Here is a 15,260-nt window from a genome sequence, read left to right as displayed (position 1 = left end):
TTCGCAAAAATATGCAAGTATTTTGTATAAAAAATTTTCAATGAGTTTTTTCTGGCATCAGGCTGCAGGTAAAACAAGCCCGGACAGGCAATAAACTGGCATTTTCCCCTGTGGGTATGATACAATATGACTATATCAGGAGGCTCTATGAAAAAAAAATATCTTTTCATATTTATTATCGCCTTTATCATCTGTGCTGCCTGGAACATCATCGCCGACACGCCAAAGACAGCACAGCCGGCATCTGCCAGCAAAACTGAACAGCACAGCTTCGTATCCCTGCCTGACACGGGCATAACCGAAAAGCTGTATCCTTATCTGCATTTCCACGCTGCCATGGAAGAACACCGGAAAAAAATTCCCGTGTATGTCGCCAGCGCTGCCATGCCCAAAAGTCTGAAAGAAGCCGTCGTCGCTACAGAGGACCGGCGCTTTTATGAACACGGGGCCATCGACCCTATCGGTATCGCCCGGGCAGTCATAGTGAATTTCAACTCCGGCAGGACAATGGAAGGAGGCAGCTCCATCAGCCAGCAGGTCGTCAAAAACACGTTTCTCACACAGGAGCGCACCCTGACCCGCAAGGCACAGGAACTGATTCTGTCCATCCTCCTGGAACGGAATTACAGCAAGGATGAAATACTGGAAATCTATCTGAACACAGCGTACTTCGGCGCAAATGCGACGGGAATCGAGCAGGCCAGCCGCATCTATTTCAATAAAAAACCGGAATACCTGACGCTGGCCCAGTCTTCCCTGCTGGCCGGTCTTCTCCAGGCACCGAGCTATTACAATCCCCTGGAAAATTACGAAGCGGCCCGCAACCGCCAGAAAATCGTTCTGACGCTGATGGCCGAACAAGGGTATATTACAGACCAGAAGGCGCAGAATGCGTTTAAAGAAAACCTGCGTCTGGAGCGATGACATAAAAAGAACCACGCATGAAGTTTTTTCTACCATCATGCGTGGTTCTTTTTACATAGTTTGCAGTACGGAGCTTGTAGTTTATAGAAGATGACTTTAATTTTTTAGTCATCCACTGCAAACTTAAAACGGATCTGGCCTTGTACGACAGATCCGTTTATGTATGCATAATTCCGTTATGCTCATTCCTGGGGCTTATTTGTCAGATAATAGGAAATCCGGCTCAGGCCGATGGATAAATCTTCTCGGAATACGAATATACGGTCCGGCACGTTCAGGCGCAGCGGGGCAAAGGAAAGGATGCCTTTGATGCCGGCAGCTACCATCTGATCCGCTACCTGCTGTGCCACAGCGGCAGGAGTCGTAATGATGCCGATCTGGATACCTTCCCGTCGTACGACTTCTTCCATTTCTGAAATAGGCGTGACTACGACACCGCCTACATTCTGACCGATAATGCGGTGGTCCACATCAAAGAGCCCCATCGTCCTAAATCCCAGACGGCCAAAGGTCTTGTAATTCGCCAGAGCCCAGCCCAGATGACCGATACCGGCAATACCGATTTTCCAATGCTGCTGCAGACCGATGATTTCCACAATCTGCTGACAGAGTTCGCTCACATAATAGCCGACACCTTTCTTGCCAAAGGCGCCAAAACAGGTCAGATCTTTCCGTATCTGTTCCGGTGTAATTCCCAGCCGTTCGCCAAGCTTTTCCGATGAAATGATATCTATACCGGCATCCTGCAGCAACAATAAATCCCGATAATACAACGGCAGCCGTTCGATGACTGCATCGGATATCGCCTTTTTCTGTCTCATGGGCAGAACCTCCCCACTCTCTATCTCGTTACACACTGATATAAAATCAGATGAATGTGCTAACACTTCACGTTTAATTATATCTTATTGTGAATTATTTCGCAAACTTTTTTTCTCTCTTTTCCCATATTCTTCACGCATATTTGAAAAGAGGCCCAAGAGGAACCAGAGAGTAAGTGATATCTGGGTACTAAATAAATCATAGTCACTGAAGCTGCTAATAGCTACAGCCAGGATGGACGCAGCCGTCATCAGGGCCATAGCCCGGTCCTGGGGCTGTACACCACGCTTGCGTAAAAAGCGGACCGCACAGACACCCGCCCCAAAAAAGAGCCAGCCAAACGCACAGAAACCGGCAATGCCTGTTTCTGCCAGAATATTCAGGTACATGTTATGGGCATGGAAAATGGTAATACCCGCCTGCTGTATCAATTCATTGTATACAGGATATACGAATTTAAATGCCCCCCAGCCGATTCCCAGCAACGGATGATCTGCCACCATCTGCAACGCCGCCAGCCACATATCCATACGCATGGATACAGACGTATCGGTACTGCTGTGATAAAAAATAGACAAGAGCCGGTGGGTGACGCCGCCATGATAGAAGGCCAGGAGGAAGGGAATGCAAAGAAAGGATAGCCAGAGCCTTTTATCCCATACGAGGCCAAAGAAGAATACAAGAGCGCATGCACTCAGCCAGGCGCCGCGGGAATAGGTCAGGATCAGGCAGAGAGCCAGCGCCGCCAGCAGAACCAGCAGGGCTGCCATTTTCTTCGGAGCGCGTTTTCTCACTATGAGCAGGGAAAAGGCCGCACTGATTGCCATGAGCAGGAATTCCGAAAGAAGATTGGGATTGTATAAAGTGGAATACATGCGCCGCCGTAACAGGGGAAAGGCCGAATTATCGACCCATTCTTCTTCATGGAGCGTCAGCATGTGGGCATACTGGTACAGGCCAAATAGAACGACGATGGCTGCACTGGCAAGAAAAACGAGCAGAAACAGGCGCCGTTCTTCTCTGCCGCGGACAAAGACGACTATGAGGTTATAAAAAATAAAATACTGCAGCACTGTAAACAGGTAAAAGGCAACGCCAAACAGCGGCCTGGGCGATCCGGCCAGAGATACAAAAGCCAGGATAGCAAACAGGGCTGCTGGTTTAAAAAGGGGCGTATCATGCCAGGAGGCTATAGGATATTTCCATATATACCGTGCTGCCAGAATCAGTGCCAGGATAAAACAGGCTTCCATGGCGATAATCTGAAGGGGCATAAAAAAAACAGTCCCCAAAAGCGCATACACTACATGTATGCGGGCTTTTTCCTGAGAACTGCTGGCTGTCGGCAATAGAGTCGTAAGTTTCATATGTCATATCCTCCCAATTTAATTATACGGAGTTGTCAGGGAAAAGTCCAGTACAGCCCCTGCCGGGCGCACACAGAAACACCTCCGGCAGGCATACAACAGAAACAGCCCCGGCATTTTCGTTTCATGCCGGGGCTGTCTGCGGAAAGACTCCTATGACCCATTCAGGATATCATGTGCTTTTTATTTTTTTACTTTAACCCATACAGGGTTGGATACGGCATAATGGTCTTTGCCATCCTTTGCAATGACGTTGACCCAGGTGTCGTGTTCCGGTTTTACTTTGACTTGTACAGAAACGGGATCAGTCGTATTGTCGAATGCCTTCGTTTCCACCGGTTTTCCTTCGCTTACGACCTGTACTTCTTTCAGGCCGTTGACAGCCTGTACCTTTGTTTCAAAGGTATACGTGCCATCGGCCGCTGTCTGCTGGGTCGTACCGAACATGGACTGTTCTGCCGGGGTGAAGATAGGCCCCATAGTAACATAAGCCTTGCCTTCTGCCATGGCATTGACAAACTTACGGCCTGTCAATTTGCCATCGACGTGGGAATACATGCGGATGATACCCGGATACAGATTGGATGTCGCATCATGCTGGTCCGATCCGGCACTCAGATATTTCTTGATGCCACGGTTCCAGTAACCTTCTGCCACATCGAGAGTCCGTTTATCCATATTCTTGGCATTGGACAAATCCATTGTCGATTGCAGTTCCAGGAATTCAAAATTTTCCGCACTGGGGTCATCGCCACCCTTGACGCCAGCACGATTGGTCAGGAAACCATAATCGGTGAAGGGATGATGCATGACGACCAGGGCATCCCGGTCATGCCCCTGCTGGATGATTTCACCCGGTGTCAGAGACGGATCCGGACAGGGCATCTTGTCATTGACCATCAGGAAGCCCCAGTGTCCCCATCCCGGAGAAACTTCGACGTTGGGAATGAAAGGCCTTTTGTACTGATTGGCCAGTTCCCGCATAGGCTTGATGTTACCGATGTAGTCGTGATCGAGTACGAGATTCAGGTCCAGGCCGGCTGCCAGCTGTGCGGCAAAGAGTTCCGGGACAGTCGTCGCGCCATCGCCATGGTCGGCATGCTGGTGATTATCATTGCCATACCAGCCCGCCTTTTCAGGATGAATGAGCTGAGGAATGATGAACTGATGCTGAACTGTCTGGCCGCCTTTGACAAAGGTCTTGAATTCAACCGGTTTCGATGTATAATCGGCTCCATGATATGCCGTAAAGGTGAGTTCATTTTCCGGTGCCGATACGTCAAAATCCGCTTTGTGTGTCGCCGGGTCTGTAAAATATACCGAGCCTCCTAATCCTTTTACATCCGATTTGATACCGGTGACGACCACTTTAAAATCGACAGGTTTCCCGTTTTCATCAACAGCCGTCAGCGCCGCTCTGGCACCCGGTTTTACCTGGAAATCAGCCACAGTGTTGCCTTTCAGATCGACATGCTGCACGTCAGACGGTGTCGTTCCCTGGCTCTGTACATAAATGTCGTAGCTGTCCTGCGGCAGTGTGACTTTATACTTGCCATCTTTATCGGTAATCTTCCAGACGAAAGGCTGCATGATATCTTTCATGACCTGATCGACACCATCCGATTTTATCGTCTTTTTATAAGATCCTGGCTTATTGAAGATGACATAGGCATTGGGCAGCGGTTTGCCATTGGGATCGCGGACAACACCTTCAATGACGCCAGCCTTGATAGACGGATCTTTCTGTATCTTCCGCTCGATGACCGGAGCCGTTTCCCCGTTGGGAATAACCAGGATTTCGCCCGTATACGTATACGACTGGCCCGGCATGATGTCGCGGTTCACATAGACATCTTTATAGCCCGATGAACCTTTGTAGGCATTGGCATGATCGGTATTAACAGCTACGGCGTAATTTTTCCCGTACGTAACGACGAAATCCCCGTATTTCGTATTGACTTCGGGATCTTCATTGATACGTATGCCCGTTCTCTTGACATCAGGATAGAAGCCAAAGGGGCCGAACATATTCACGGCAAGGGTACTGATAGAATAGCCACTGTTCATATTCAGATAGGCATCATTCCCTGCCGGATTTTCGACGACTGTCTTCATATCAATATAATTCTTGCCATCTTCCAACGTATACTGAATCGTCACGTTCAAAGGCAGTTTATGACCTTCTGTCCAATATCTCGTCTTCGCCGTTACAGTGACTTTTTTATCGCCTTCCAGCTTGTACGTAATATCTTTTACGGGCGTATGCAGCAGGTCTTCGCCATGCCACGAACCAGTAGCTGTCCAGTAATCGTTGAGGAATTCAATGTCATTGGTCAGATCCGTCCCAAATTTCCCATCTTTCATCATGGCAATGTCCAGGATGCTGCCCGTCGTCATATTCCAGTAGTTATTGGAACCTACGGCAAAGGAAGCAGCAATCTTGTCATTGTAGATAGTGAAATCCTCTGCCTTATTAGCCATGCCCTGGTCAATAGGCGTCGGGCCCTGCACCACTCCTACAGCCGCCATCGCCGTTGCCGATATACCTGCCATCAGCGCAGACATAACTAACATTTTTAACACTTTCTTTTTCCCTGATTTCATATATCATTCTCCTTTCTATGATAAAGACGTACTGGTTAAACAGATACGCATTGGGCTGGAGCCAGAAAATAATGCAATTAATACCTCATTATGACATAGACTGTATCAGCAATTCGTAAAAGACTAGTAAAAAAGTGGTAATACCACAACTATATTAATCTCTAATAAAGGCGTTGATCATCTGCCGGCCGTAGTCATTTACTTTATAATAAACCTGTAACTGACCGGCATCATCCAGTTCAAACCGCGATTCATCGAGAAGCCCATTGGCCTTTGCCGTCATCAATGCTTCCTGTACGGCATCGGGGCGAAGCATTTTAAAACTTCCGTATTCTCCTTTCAGGGCATGGATGACATCCATATTAGATGCTTCTTCTACGGTCGTCATATATTTCATGATTGCGTAATAGAGCGGTTTCATACGATCAGGCCTCCTTTTTCCGGAATGCATGGAGCGGATTGAGATTTCCGACGAGAGCAATGCCGCAGATCATGACAATAGCAGCCGCCCACTGTACCGGCGTGAGCATCCAGCCCGGCTGTCCATCAAACACACCGACGATGATCATGCAGAAGAACGGCCCCCAGAAAGAATACGCTCCATTGCAGACCATGCCGAGTGCGGCACCGCACATCGAATTGCCCTTATACCAGAAGGAATATGCCGGCATGGCACAGAAGCCGGAAATGACAAAGAAGATGATCGACCAGTCGCTCCAGGCGCCGGAAAGAAGGCGTGGAGCCAGTCCGGCACTGCCATCAATCATGCACAACAGGGGCAGCATGATGAGCATATTGGAAAGGCCGGAAACGCACTGACGGATGGTAATGCCGATATTATAATCGATGAGGGTCGTGCCAAAGCCGGCAACGGCGCCTTCAATCCCCCAGCCCAGCGCGCAGAACAGGGCAATGCCGCAGGCCATCAGCGCCGTCGGTCCCACGTCTGAGAAGGATGTACCGCCGATGACACCGGCAGCGACAAGGCAGAGGAGGATACCGCAGACCATCCGTTTATTGATTTCCTGTTTGAATACAAAATGGCCGATGATGGCCCCAAAAGACGCATTGAGAGCACAAATAGGCACGATGATGGAACCGCCCATCTGCAGTGCTGCTACATAAGCTGTAGAAGCCAGCGGGCCGCCGATGAGGGCACAAACGATCATGACCAGGCCCGGCTTTGTTTTTAACGTGCGGAAAAAGTCTCCCAGTTCGCCTTTAATGGATACATTGATAAGGGACCAGATGCCGCTCATAGTATCATTGACGGCCGATCCCAGCGCTGCCAGGCAATAGGTGATGGCAAAGGCGCTCAGGCCGGACATATTGGCGCCATACCAGTCATTACCCCAGATTCCCTTGGACATGCCTAAGGTCAGAAAAGCCGTATAGAGACCGTAAAAAATCCCAGAAAAGATGGCAAAGGTAATCCCACGCCGCTTAAACCCTGCGTCTATCTTTAATTTGACTGCCAAGGCTCTGTTTTCCATTCGCACACACTTCCTTTACTTGATATATATATTTATTGTTATATATTTCACATGTATCAATAAAAAAGAATGAATTCTTTTGTTTTTTCAAAGTTCTTTCGTACATAAACAAATATTTATTATATGAATTTTGCATGATACCGGATAAAATGCAGCGGGCTAAGGTGCTAATAGCCTTAGCCCGCCCTGTGATAGATTATTCTTTTACTGTGAGGTTGTCATGAGGGAGAATCATTTCCACATCAGTATGGGGACGTGGAATAACGTGCACGGAAATGAGTTCGCCAACGCGCTGTGCAGCAGCAGCACCAGCATCGGTAGCAGCCTTGACAGCGCCGACATCGCCGCGTACCATAACCGTTACGAGACCGCCGCCGACGAGAACTTTGCCAATGAGGTAAACGTTTGCCGCTTTTACCATTGCATCAGCTGCTTCAATAGAACCTACAAGACCTTTTGTTTCGATTAAACCTAAAGCTTCTGTTGTACTCATGTTATTTTCCTCCTAATAATATATAAGATTTAATTATTTAATAATTGTTATCCTGGAACCATTTTTAAGATTCATAGCATTAGCTTCTTCCATGTCGATATGGCATTCTAATGCCGATGTTGTTGTCACTCGGATAACAACATTACCGAAAGTACCGCCACGGTCGCCATCGATATTGATGGAAACGACCTGGCCATTCGTCACGCCAAAACGCTGCGCGTCTTCAGGAAGCATATGGATATGGCGTTTGGCAATAATGACACCGCGGGGAAGGCAGATACTGCCTTTTGGTCCGATGAGCGTCAGGCCCGGCGTACCTTCCAGTTCACCGGACATACGCAGCGGCACCTTGATCCCCAATTTAAAACAATCGGACCGGAGTAATTCCACCTGGGATTCTTTGCGGACGGGACCGAGGATGCGGACTTTTTCCAGAACGCCCTTCGGCCCTGCCAGGGTTACCGTTTCCTTGCAGGCAAACTGTCCCGGCTGCGAAATATCTTTGATCTTTGTCAGCTGGCTGCCCGGTCCGAAAAGAGCATCCTGATCCGCCTGGGACAAATGGACATGCCGGTTGGATACTCCTACGGGAATCGTATCCGGCTGTAGATTCAAATGGCTGTCCCTGACGGCTTCTACCAGCAAATCGACTAAAGCATCATATTTCCCCATTAAAACTCACCTTTCTGTTTTAGCAGCTGGAGCACTTCATTGACGACAGCGATGAGCTGGTCATCACCAGAATCCGCTGCTCCGGCAGCCGTTCCACAGCTCGTTGCCTGGCCCGCATACGGTACGGACGGCTTGACTTCGCGGATACCATAGGCTACGCGTTTGATATTCATCAGATGCTGCGGCGTAACGTTATCAGCCGTAGCGCTTCCACCCCAGGTACCACATCCCAGTGTAAAGGCCGGTGCCAGTCCGGTGCTGATACCCGTGCCCCCCTGAGTAGCCGGTGTGTTAACAATGATGCGGAATACCGGTTTTTCATAGAACCGGCGGACAATTTCCGGATCTTCCGTATGAATCGACATGGTGTGGCCGAGACCACAATTCTTTAAAAGGCGGATGCAGAGGTCGCACGCATCCTGCCAATCACGGACCGTATAGAAGCCGAGGACGCTGGTCAGTTTTTCATAAGAAAGAGGATAGCCGTTTCCTACGCCGTCCTGTTCCCCGATGAGGACCCGCGTACCGGCCGGAATCGTGATTCCCGCTGCATCGGCAATGACCTGGGGAGAACGGCCTACGAATTTGGCATTCATAGCGTGCCCGTTTTTGAAGAGAAGCTGGCAGACTTTATCTGTTTCTTCTTTCGTCATGAAGTAGCCGCCCTGGCGTTTAAACTCTTCCACAACCTGTGTCCGGTTGCATTCTTCGACGACGATAGACTGTTCAGAAGCGCAGATAGTGCCGTAGTCAAAGGTCTTGCTGAGCATAATATCTTCAACGGACTTTTTGACATCTGCCGTCCGTTCGATATAAGACGGGCCATTGCCGGGGCCTACGCCCAGAGCCGGTTTGCCGCAGCTGTAGGCTGCTTTTACCATGGCCGAACCGCCCGTAGCAATGATCATCTTAACTTCTTCGCTGTGCATCAATTCATTAGTAGCACCCATAGATGGATGGATAATGGTGCTGATAGTCCCCAGCGGCGCACCAGCTGTTTCTGCCGCTTCTGCCATGAGGCGGGCTGCTTCTATCGTACATTTCAATGCCGCCGGATGGGGTGAAAATACGATGGTATTCCGTGCTTTTAGAGCAATCATGGCATTGTAGATGACCGTAGAGGTCGGGTTGGTAGAGGGGATAATTCCCAGTACGACACCGACGGGTTCACCAATTTCCGTAATCCGGTTGACCGTATCTTCGTGAATGACACCGATGGTCTTCATATCCTTGATGTAATTGTATACATCGCGGGATGCTACCTGATTCTTGATGATTTTGTCTTCTACCTTGCCAAAGCCCGTTTCTTCAACGGCCATGCGGGCTAATTTGGCCGCGTTTTCTTCTGCCACGCGGACCATATTCTGCAAAATGCGGTCTACCTGTTCATTGGTAAACTTGCAGAATACATCTTCCGCTTTCTGCGCCTGCCGTGCCAGATTTCTGGCTTCCTGCACGGTCTGCAAATCATAATCAAATGTTTCCAAAAAGTATCTCCCCTTTCAGATTTCCTTTAAACCAGCTGCTTCCTGCTTCCGTTATAGTAATCTGCAAGCAGGCGGAGCAAAACAGCTTTCTTCGCCCGCGACACGGCACGGCCGGTCAGGCCGATATCCGTATATTCCCGGACGAGACGCCGCAAAGCTGGGACGGGCATCTTTCTGAACACCCCGTCAAGATTCACGCCGGGCTGTACGGCCAGTGCGTCAGCCTCAGTTTTGTGGAAATTTTTAAAATCTATGTCCTCAAAAGAAACCTCAGGGGCTTCTTCTTTTGGCGTAGTATCCGTCCCCTGCCATGTTTCAGGAGACACCGTATCAGCTGCACCAGTACCGGTTTCTGCGCCGGATGCATCGATACGTTCTTCTGCCAGCGTCAGCCCTTCTTTAGACGAAACCGGGTCTGGCGGATCTGGTTTATCCGGGCCATTTGAGGGAAGGATCCCGGCTATGGCCGCATCAGGACGGGGAATCACGTGACGTGAAATCAGAAGGTCTTTACCCAGATGAAGCACAGCCGCTTCTCCTGCATCGACGGAAGCTTTGACTGCTCCTACATCACCGCTGACACAGACCGTCACCAGTCCGCCACCAACGAGGGTCCTGCCACTCAGTACCACGTCTGCTGCCTTGAGCATCACATCGGCACATTCTATAGCGGCTGCCAGTCCTCTGGTCTCTATCATTCCCAAGGCATCCATTGATTTCCACCTCCTTTAACGCTCATATCATCCTGCCCAGTCTGCCGGATAGGTCGAATAAAACAATTTTACATGATCTTCGGCATTCCACACGACGGTAGCATCTTTAGGAATGAAGAGCACATCTCCCTGGCTGGCGTAATAGGTCTTACCATTAATCGTAATGGAGAGACTTCCTTCCAGGATAATATCTGTTTCTTCATATCCCGTCAGTGTCCAGGTAAAGGAAGAGTAATCGATGGTCAGGAATCCTGAGCTCATATGAGATTCAGTTTTACTGATAACTTCCCTGTATCCAACTTTTGTTACGGGATTACCCGTATCGAAGACTTCATAGGTCACAGAATGACCACGTACTACTTTGAGGCCGCTGTCATCTTTTTCTTCCCTGTACGGCTGTGCAGCCTGGCCACGGGCTAAAAGCACCTGACGGACAATTTCCGCTACCAGACCTTTATCCAGACCTTTCACACTGCCTGCTGCCGGTTTGTGTACGTCCGGTGCGGCAGGAGCCGTCTGCTTGTCAACAAAGGCAATCCCTTTGTCACGGGCATAGTCGCTGGCCGCTGCCGTAATAATGGCTCCGGGCTCTACATACAGTTCATGCTTCCCGGCTGCAGCCGCTTCTTTTACGTGACTGACACAAATCAATGGTTTCAATGTATCACCTCCTGATTCCATCTGCATAATTTATAACAACGTATCCCATAACCGTTCTGCCGGAGACGGGATGACCTCGATATCTACCAGCAGTCCGCTGTCTCTCACCAGTGCTTTTCCTGCATCGGCAGCTGCTTCTACAGCAGCTACATCACCGGTGAAGGTAAAATACGCTTTGCCACCGAGGCCGCTGCCAAGTCGGAGTTCAATGCCCTGTATATCAGCCGCTTTGAGAGCCGCATCAGCAGAATGAATCATCGACGCCAGAGAGAACGATTCGATGATTCCCAGGGCCGCCCGCTGTTCCGGCAGGGTTGTAGAAGAAATAGCCGGGAAGATACCGGGATGAACATTGGGAATAATGAAATGATCGACAATATATTCTCCTGCCGACTGGATGCCGGCATCGACCGAACTTTCTACGGCAGCTACATCACCCTGGATCAGGACAATGTACTTGCCGGGACATACGGCAGTGCAGCTGACGGCTTCTACAGCAGCAGTCTTGATCATCCGGTCGGCCGTATAAATTCCCCTGGCGATGCTGCTCAACTCTACCATACCTATCGCATTATACATGGATCGACCCCACCTTTATCTTAATGACTGAATCGGTAACTTCTGTGACTACGCCGTCCATGCTCGTATGGACGGGAGCACCGAGGCTCCCTTCACGGATGGCACCTACCATCTGACCGGCCGTAACCGCATCGCCGGCCTGTACGACCGGTTGTGCCGGAGCACCTACGTGCTGGCTGAGCAGGATACCGATTTCATCGATATTCCATTCCACTCCCGTAAGCGGCGCCGGACCATCAAAAGAGCTGAGGCCCAGCCGGGCAATAAGGCGTTTACTGGGAACGAGCCGGTAGGAACGGGCTTCGCGGGGCTTATAATCTCTTTCTGCCGGTGTGTATTTAATGCCGGCTGTACGCATCCGGTCCTTATACCAGCTGTTGATGTTACGCGGGCTGAGATGGGCCGGACAGGAAAAGAGTTCACACAGATTGCACTGGCTGCAGAGCTGTGCCGTAAGGGCACTTTGCAGATCATCGGGCATGTACTTCATAGTTCTCATGATTTTATGGGGCTGCATGTTGTGACCCAGGAGATAGCGGGGACACAGATCGGTACACATCCGGCACTGTTCGCAGGCCGTACGGCCAATAATGCGTGCCTGCCGCTCGTTCATGCTCTTTTTCCGGATGAGATAATGGTCTTTCTTCAATATGATGTAGCCCTTGTTCTTTTTCGAAACATAGCCATCGTAGGAATTCATGATCCGGCCCATCATGGGACCGCCATCAATGACGCCATAATCATCCAGGCTGGTAATCCCGCTTTTCATGAGGACTTCGCGGACCGGCATCCCTACCGGCACTTTAAGCGTCACCGGTCTGGGAATATCGCCCTGGAGCGTCACATACGTTTCTGTTACGCTTTTACCTTCTAGGGCACGGGCGATATTGAAAGCTGTTTCGGCATTGACGACGACACAGCCAACGGAAAGAGGAATAGAACATTCCGGTACGATACGGCCTGTCAGTTCGTAGACCAGTACTTGTTCATCACCAGCAGGATAGACATCCGGAAGGATATGAATCTGTACAAATGGAGAAAAGCCCAGGGCTTCGATACGCTTTTTTAAAATTTCGATGACCTCTTTATGCTTGCCCTTGATGCCGATAATGGCCCGCTTTGCCTGTACCTGATGGCCGGCAGCGGCAAAACCGGTAATAATGGCATCGGGATACAACGCCAGCAATTGCTGGTCCACTCTCAGAAGGGGCTCGCATTCAGCACCGTTCAGTAATATGTATTCCGCTGTCGCATTCAGCTTGGCATGAGTGGGAAATCCGGCACCACCGGCACCGATGACACCGGCCTCCCGCACTTGATTTAATACGTCCAAGCGGATTCACCTCCACAATTTAAAACGTACATTCTTCATCAATGATTCCAATAATTGCCGCATCAATGGGCAGTGTATCCGGTTGAAACATCTGCCGGGCAGCACTGCCCTGGCTGACGATGACATTTTCACCGATACCGGCATTGATCAGGTCGGCAGCAATAAAACGGCGTCCTGCATCTTTGCCATCGATGACTTCTACTATCATAAATTTGATTCCGACGAGGCAGTCTGCCTTGCGCGTGGACCAAATGTTGTCAATCACTCTGGCTGCTATCATAATGTCACCTGCCTATGTTCCTGAAAGACTCTGCATATATCGGAAATTGCCGCCTCTACAGCTGCCGTATCACCAAATATGGCTATCATAACGAGATTCTGCGGGCAGCTGCCCCGGATATCTTCGACGAAGACACCGGCCGCTTTTTCTGCAATATCGGCTGCTACGACCATATCGATGAGTCTTCCCTGTACGAGTCCCACGGCATCAAAATCGCTCATATCGTGCGAAGCCGGAGAACCCTTACGCCGCATAAGGATATCTATCGTTCCCGGTGAAGGGGACTTGATGATTTTCCATTCCATAGAACCGCCTCTATTCTTCCAGCTGTTTACAATTAAGGGCAATACCGAGCGGCGTTGCAAACATGGGATTCTGTGGCTTGCGCGTCGGAAGTCCCGTCCGCTTTTCAATGATGCTTTCAATTCCCGTCAGACAACACGTACCGCCTACGAGATAAATCTCTTTCACATCATAATCCTTGATGTGGCGGGTAATGATGGAAGATACTTTTTCAATGACTGGTTGCAATATCGGCAGAATTTCACGGTGGTTTTTCTGATCCCGCTTATATAATTCGGCTTCTTCAAACGGCATCTTGTAGGCTCCCGATACGACGAGGGAAAAATGTGTGCCCCCGGTCGGTTCATCGGCCACATGTACGACCTCGCCATCTTTAAAAATCGCAATTCCTGTCGTACCGCCGCCAATATCGACGATTGCGCCGTTTTTGATTTTCAGGACGGCATTAGCGGCCGTCGGTTCATCGAGCAGATTAGTCACTTCAAACCCGGCACCTTCTACGACGTGTTTGATAGCACCGGAATCGAGATCAAACGTCCCCGGCGGCAAGGCCGCAGCGGCATACTTCAGTTCTGTACCCAGTTTCTTTTCCAGGTTTTCTTTCATTTCCCGGACGATGCGGATAGCTCCCAGATAATCCACAATCATGCCATCTTTGACAACACTGGCATATCGGTACTCTCCGGCTATAGGGCGGAAATGCTCATCAAGGACGGCGACGACAATAAAGGCCGTGCCGAGATCGACACCTGTATAGTATACAGAAGACGGTTTGGTCACCGGCTTTCTGACCACATTTTCAAACTCTTTGATTATTTCATTGCAATAGGTAAAATCTGAATTTAAAGTACTCATACTGAACCTCTCATATATTTTCCCATCATGATACAAAGGACATTGGTCAGGCTATGGAGAATGTGTATCAGCCCTTCATATACTCCCGGGCCGGCATCACCATGGCGGCTCTGTGTTTCCAGAACGAGCGGTTCCAGCATCTGCAGATATGTGCGGAGGTGATTCAGCATGAGAAGTTTGGCGCGCAGCACTTCATCTTCCGGCAGTTTTTCCAGACTAAAGGGGATGACCGTATCATCTACTTTTTCACGAAGTTCGCCTTCCGTACAATTCCAGAAGGTAAGGGCTGGCGGTATTTCTCCTTGTTCACAGGCCAGACGGGTCCGCTGCAGCGTCCTGGCCAGTGCGGTAAAATCTTCCGCTGCCAGATGTTCGCCATGGCGGGAAAACCATTCTGCCGTCACCATGATGAGTGATTCTGCATGCTCCAGTGTATGCCACAGTTTCATCAACTGCCACGACGGCGCAGGCTCCGTTTCTTCTGCAGCCGGTACTGCATCAGCTTTTCTCTCCTGTCTTTCTCCCCATGCGGTTTCACAGGGAATGCGCCGGTCTGTCAGGAATTGTCTGGCCCCCGGTGTCAGGCGGTTGTCTGTTGCCAGGTAATACGTCGTAAACGGTTCTTCATGATACAAATCCCGTAAATCCATTTCCGTTATATATCGCAATGTATCA

The 15,260-nt window shown here is 49.8% G+C and carries 16 protein-coding genes and 1 pseudogene; 1 reads left to right on the top strand and 16 read right to left on the bottom strand.

The features are described 5' to 3' along the window. Nucleotides 1-147: 147 nt before the first annotated feature. The gene (locus ACGTIC_RS04270; RefSeq protein WP_113855457.1) at nt 148-924 is read left to right on the top strand and encodes a transglycosylase domain-containing protein; all 777 of its coding nucleotides are present in this window, start codon (nt 148-150) and stop codon (nt 922-924) included. Nucleotides 925-1,106: 182 nt separating this feature from the next. Here ACGTIC_RS04270 and ACGTIC_RS04265 read toward each other — a convergent pair whose 3' ends face one another. The 16 genes and pseudogenes from ACGTIC_RS04265 to ACGTIC_RS04190 form a co-directional block, all read right to left on the bottom strand. After that, complete coding sequence (locus ACGTIC_RS04265) at nt 1,107-1,745, bottom strand: redox-sensing transcriptional repressor Rex (RefSeq protein ID WP_059076766.1); 639 nt, start codon at nt 1,743-1,745, stop codon at nt 1,107-1,109. 84 nt (nt 1,746-1,829) lie between these two features. Further along, the gene (locus tag ACGTIC_RS04260; RefSeq protein WP_113855456.1) at nt 1,830-3,113 is read right to left on the bottom strand and encodes an O-antigen ligase; all 1,284 of its coding nucleotides are present in this window, start codon (nt 3,111-3,113) and stop codon (nt 1,830-1,832) included. Nucleotides 3,114-3,296: 183 nt separating this feature from the next. After that, on the bottom strand, nt 3,297-5,717 hold the full coding sequence (locus ACGTIC_RS04255) for a CehA/McbA family metallohydrolase (RefSeq protein ID WP_113855455.1): 2,421 nt from the start codon (nt 5,715-5,717) through the stop codon (nt 3,297-3,299). Between the two features lie 154 nt (nt 5,718-5,871). Continuing rightward, complete coding sequence (locus tag ACGTIC_RS04250) at nt 5,872-6,138, bottom strand: hypothetical protein (protein ID WP_059076763.1); 267 nt, start codon at nt 6,136-6,138, stop codon at nt 5,872-5,874. Nucleotides 6,139-6,142: 4 nt separating this feature from the next. Further along, nucleotides 6,143-7,210 (bottom strand): hypothetical protein, encoded by a 1,068-nt coding sequence (locus ACGTIC_RS04245; RefSeq protein ID WP_113855454.1) that lies wholly within the window; start codon nt 7,208-7,210, stop codon nt 6,143-6,145. Nucleotides 7,211-7,406: 196 nt separating this feature from the next. Beyond that, entirely contained in the window at nt 7,407-7,703 is a 297-nt protein-coding gene (gene eutM / locus ACGTIC_RS04240) for an ethanolamine utilization microcompartment protein EutM (RefSeq protein ID WP_059076761.1), read from the bottom strand. A 33-nt stretch (nt 7,704-7,736) separates the two neighbouring features. Further along, complete coding sequence (locus tag ACGTIC_RS04235; protein WP_059076760.1) at nt 7,737-8,375, bottom strand: phosphate propanoyltransferase; 639 nt, start codon at nt 8,373-8,375, stop codon at nt 7,737-7,739. Beyond that, nucleotides 8,375-9,862 carry an acetaldehyde dehydrogenase (acetylating) gene (locus ACGTIC_RS04230; RefSeq protein ID WP_113855453.1) on the bottom strand — a complete coding sequence of 496 codons (1,488 nt, stop codon included), beginning with the start codon at nt 9,860-9,862 and terminating at the stop codon, nt 8,375-8,377. The genes ACGTIC_RS04235 and ACGTIC_RS04230 overlap by 1 nt, the downstream gene beginning before the upstream one ends. 446 nt (nt 9,863-10,308) lie before the next feature. After that, nucleotides 10,309-10,575 (bottom strand): annotated as a pseudogene (locus tag ACGTIC_RS04225) (BMC domain-containing protein); the annotation flags it as partial. Nucleotides 10,576-10,602: 27 nt separating this feature from the next. After that, nucleotides 10,603-11,235: a cupin domain-containing protein gene (locus tag ACGTIC_RS04220; RefSeq protein WP_113855451.1), complete on the bottom strand. Its 633-nt coding sequence runs from the start codon at nt 11,233-11,235 to the stop codon at nt 10,603-10,605. Between the two features lie 30 nt (nt 11,236-11,265). Continuing rightward, a complete protein-coding gene (locus ACGTIC_RS04215; protein WP_059076756.1) occupies nt 11,266-11,814 on the bottom strand; it encodes a BMC domain-containing protein in 549 nt (182 codons plus the stop codon). Continuing rightward, on the bottom strand, nt 11,807-13,147 hold the full coding sequence (locus tag ACGTIC_RS04210) for a 4Fe-4S dicluster domain-containing protein (protein WP_113855450.1): 1,341 nt from the start codon (nt 13,145-13,147) through the stop codon (nt 11,807-11,809). The genes ACGTIC_RS04215 and ACGTIC_RS04210 overlap by 8 nt, the downstream gene beginning before the upstream one ends. A gap of 19 nt (nt 13,148-13,166) precedes the next feature. Next, complete coding sequence (locus ACGTIC_RS04205) at nt 13,167-13,427, bottom strand: EutN/CcmL family microcompartment protein (RefSeq protein WP_059076754.1); 261 nt, start codon at nt 13,425-13,427, stop codon at nt 13,167-13,169. Beyond that, on the bottom strand, nt 13,424-13,732 hold the full coding sequence (locus tag ACGTIC_RS04200) for a BMC domain-containing protein (RefSeq protein ID WP_059076753.1): 309 nt from the start codon (nt 13,730-13,732) through the stop codon (nt 13,424-13,426). Before ACGTIC_RS04200 ends, ACGTIC_RS04205 begins: the two co-directional genes overlap by 4 nt. A 10-nt stretch (nt 13,733-13,742) precedes the next feature. Further along, nucleotides 13,743-14,585, bottom strand: coding sequence for an ethanolamine utilization protein EutJ (gene eutJ / locus ACGTIC_RS04195; RefSeq protein WP_059076752.1), 843 nt, complete (start codon nt 14,583-14,585; stop codon nt 13,743-13,745). Next, on the bottom strand, nt 14,582-15,253 hold the full coding sequence (locus tag ACGTIC_RS04190; RefSeq protein WP_113855449.1) for a hypothetical protein: 672 nt from the start codon (nt 15,251-15,253) through the stop codon (nt 14,582-14,584). The genes eutJ and ACGTIC_RS04190 overlap by 4 nt, the downstream gene beginning before the upstream one ends. Between the last annotated feature and the right edge of the window lie 7 nt (nt 15,254-15,260).

Source organism: Megasphaera hexanoica (genome assembly GCF_043520715.1).
GTDB lineage: Bacteria > Bacillota > Negativicutes > Veillonellales > Megasphaeraceae > Megasphaera > Megasphaera hexanoica.
The sequence above is the reverse complement of the archived record's forward strand: the minus strand, read 5'-3'. Positions and strand labels throughout refer to the sequence as shown.

Bases quoted from the DNA above. Each gene is read 5' to 3' on its own strand.
- ACGTIC_RS04270 (WP_113855457.1), top strand. From the start codon at position 148: ATGAAAAAAAAATATCTTTTCATATTTATTATCGCCTTTATCATCTGT.
- ACGTIC_RS04265 (WP_059076766.1), bottom strand. From the start codon at position 1,745: ATGAGACAGAAAAAGGCGATATCCGATGCAGTCATCGAACGGCTGCCG.
- ACGTIC_RS04260 (WP_113855456.1), bottom strand. From the start codon at position 3,113: ATGAAACTTACGACTCTATTGCCGACAGCCAGCAGTTCTCAGGAAAAA.
- ACGTIC_RS04255 (WP_113855455.1), bottom strand. From the start codon at position 5,717: ATGAAATCAGGGAAAAAGAAAGTGTTAAAAATGTTAGTTATGTCTGCG.
- ACGTIC_RS04250 (WP_059076763.1), bottom strand. From the start codon at position 6,138: ATGAAACCGCTCTATTACGCAATCATGAAATATATGACGACCGTAGAA.
- ACGTIC_RS04245 (WP_113855454.1), bottom strand. From the start codon at position 7,210: ATGGAAAACAGAGCCTTGGCAGTCAAATTAAAGATAGACGCAGGGTTT.
- eutM (WP_059076761.1), bottom strand. From the start codon at position 7,703: ATGAGTACAACAGAAGCTTTAGGTTTAATCGAAACAAAAGGTCTTGTA.
- ACGTIC_RS04235 (WP_059076760.1), bottom strand. From the start codon at position 8,375: ATGGGGAAATATGATGCTTTAGTCGATTTGCTGGTAGAAGCCGTCAGG.
- ACGTIC_RS04215 (WP_059076756.1), bottom strand. From the start codon at position 11,814: ATGTATAATGCGATAGGTATGGTAGAGTTGAGCAGCATCGCCAGGGGA.
- ACGTIC_RS04205 (WP_059076754.1), bottom strand. From the start codon at position 13,427: ATGATAGCAGCCAGAGTGATTGACAACATTTGGTCCACGCGCAAGGCA.
- ACGTIC_RS04200 (WP_059076753.1), bottom strand. From the start codon at position 13,732: ATGGAATGGAAAATCATCAAGTCCCCTTCACCGGGAACGATAGATATC.
- eutJ (WP_059076752.1), bottom strand. From the start codon at position 14,585: ATGAGTACTTTAAATTCAGATTTTACCTATTGCAATGAAATAATCAAA.